The sequence below is a fragment of the Lysinibacillus parviboronicapiens genome (assembly GCF_003049575.1).
In the GTDB taxonomy this organism is placed as follows: Bacteria; Bacillota; Bacilli; order Bacillales_A; family Planococcaceae; genus Lysinibacillus; species Lysinibacillus parviboronicapiens.
Map to the genome: position 1 here is coordinate 1 of NZ_PYWI01000075.1, position 1758 is coordinate 1758.

Annotated in this window: 17 tRNA genes; all 17 read right to left on the reverse strand. The window is 51.1% G+C overall.

Annotated elements, in window-relative coordinates:
- Positions 1–50: 50 nt before the first annotated feature.
- Positions 51–127, reverse strand: a tRNA-Ile gene (locus C9J35_RS22910).
- A gap of 3 nt (positions 128–130) precedes the next feature.
- Positions 131–204, reverse strand: a tRNA-Gly gene (locus C9J35_RS22915).
- Positions 205–209: 5 nt separating this feature from the next.
- Positions 210–285 (reverse strand) — tRNA-Phe (locus C9J35_RS22920).
- Between the two features lie 135 nt (positions 286–420).
- Positions 421–496 (reverse strand) — tRNA-Asp (locus tag C9J35_RS22925).
- Positions 497–499: 3 nt separating this feature from the next.
- Positions 500–574, reverse strand: a tRNA-Met gene (locus tag C9J35_RS22930).
- A gap of 58 nt (positions 575–632) precedes the next feature.
- Positions 633–725: transfer RNA gene (locus C9J35_RS22935), tRNA-Ser, on the reverse strand.
- Positions 726–740: 15 nt separating this feature from the next.
- A tRNA-Ile gene (locus C9J35_RS22940) sits at positions 741–817 on the reverse strand.
- Positions 818–824: 7 nt separating this feature from the next.
- Positions 825–898, reverse strand: a tRNA-Met gene (locus C9J35_RS22945).
- A 28-nt stretch (positions 899–926) separates the two neighbouring features.
- A tRNA-Ala gene (locus C9J35_RS22950) sits at positions 927–1002 on the reverse strand.
- Between the two features lie 7 nt (positions 1003–1009).
- Positions 1010–1086: transfer RNA gene (locus C9J35_RS22955), tRNA-Pro, on the reverse strand.
- A gap of 9 nt (positions 1087–1095) precedes the next feature.
- Positions 1096–1172: transfer RNA gene (locus tag C9J35_RS22960), tRNA-Arg, on the reverse strand.
- Positions 1173–1190: 18 nt separating this feature from the next.
- Positions 1191–1279: transfer RNA gene (locus C9J35_RS22965), tRNA-Leu, on the reverse strand.
- 6 nt (positions 1280–1285) lie between these two features.
- Positions 1286–1360: transfer RNA gene (locus C9J35_RS22970), tRNA-Gly, on the reverse strand.
- Between the two features lie 47 nt (positions 1361–1407).
- A tRNA-Leu gene (locus C9J35_RS22975) sits at positions 1408–1492 on the reverse strand.
- Positions 1493–1513: 21 nt separating this feature from the next.
- Positions 1514–1589, reverse strand: a tRNA-Lys gene (locus C9J35_RS22980).
- Between the two features lie 7 nt (positions 1590–1596).
- Positions 1597–1672, reverse strand: a tRNA-Thr gene (locus C9J35_RS22985).
- Between the two features lie 3 nt (positions 1673–1675).
- Positions 1676–1751: transfer RNA gene (locus tag C9J35_RS22990), tRNA-Val, on the reverse strand.
- Between the last annotated feature and the right edge of the window lie 7 nt (positions 1752–1758).

Consider the following 1758-nt stretch of genomic DNA (forward strand, 5'->3'; position numbering starts at 1 on the left):
AACCTGATTAACAGTCAGGTGCTACTACCAACTGAGCTACTTCGGAATAATGGTGGGCCTAAATGGACTCGAACCATCGACCTCACGCTTATCAGGCGTGCGCTCTAACCAGCTGAGCTATAGGCCCATTTGGAGCGGGTGATGAGAATCGAACTCACGACATCAGCTTGGAAGGCTGAGGTTTTACCATTAAACTACACCCGCATGTATGGTGGGTCAGGACGGAATCGAACCGCCGACACTTAGAGCTTCAATCTAATGCTCTACCAACTGAGCTACTGACCCATACGTTCCATGCTAAGCTGCAAATATCTTTATCAGCCACTCTCGTTTATTCAGTCACGTACTGTAAGTACGCTTCTCCATGCACTCGTTTGCTTCTTCGATCTTTTTGCTTACATGAACCTCTTATTATAAAAATGGCGGTCCCGACCGGGATCGAACCGGCGATCTCCTGCGTGACAGGCAGGCATGTTAACCGCTACACCACGGGACCATTTGGTTGCGGGGGCCGGATTTGAACCAACGACCTTCGGGTTATGAGCCCGACGAGCTACCACTGCTCCACCCCGCGACAACATGAATGTTAATTATACCGAGTTTTTTAGAACACCATTTATAAAATTTAAAACTGGAGGAGGTAGAGGGATTCGAACCCCCGCGCGGTGTTACCCGCCTGTCGGTTTTCAAGACCGATCCCTTCAGCCAGACTTGGGTATACCTCCGTAACAATATATAAATGGTGGACCTTGCAGGACTCGAACCTGCGACCGGACGGTTATGAGCCGTCTGCTCTAACCAACTGAGCTAAAGGTCCTTTAAGATGGCGGCAGAGGGAGTCGAACCCACGACCTTTCGGGTATGAACCGAATGCTCTAGCCAGCTGAGCTACGCCGCCAGGATCTTTATAACTGGTTATAATTTTATGGTGGAGCCTAGCGGGATCGAACCGCTGACCTCCTGCGTGCAAGGCAGGCGCTCTCCCAGCTGAGCTAAGGCCCCAAAATAATGGTCGGAATGACAGGATTCGAACCTACGACCCCTTGGTCCCAAACCAAGTGCTCTACCAAGCTGAGCTACATTCCGAAATATATATGGCGCGCCCGGCAGGAGTCGAACCCACAACCTTCTGATCCGTAGTCAGACGCTCTATCCAATTGAGCTACGGGCGCTATTTACTAGAATAAAAATGGTGCCGAGGGCCGGAATCGAACCGGCACGGTAGTCACCTACCGCAGGATTTTAAGTCCTGTGCGTCTGCCAGTTCCGCCACCCCGGCACATGTTGGAGCGGAAGACGAGGTTCGAACTCGCGACCCCCACCTTGGCAAGGTGGTGTTCTACCACTGAACTACTTCCGCATGTGCATAAGATTTATTTATCCTGGCAATTATGAAATTCTGAAAAATGGTGCGGGTGAAGGGAGTCGAACCCCCACGCCTTGCGGCGCTAGATCCTAAGTCTAGTGCGTCTGCCAATTCCGCCACACCCGCATATTTTGTTGGTAATTTAAATGGTGAGCCATGAAGGACTCGAACCTTCGACCCTCTGATTAAAAGTCAGATGCTCTACCAACTGAGCTAATGGCTCAAAACTATGGTGCCGGCTATAGGAATCGAACCCACGACCTACTGATTACAAGTCAGTTGCTCTACCTGCTGAGCTAAACCGGCATATGGTGGAGGATGACGGGCTCGAACCGCCGACCCTCTGCTTGTAAGGCAGATGCTCTCCCAGCTGAGCTAATCCTCCTGGGTAT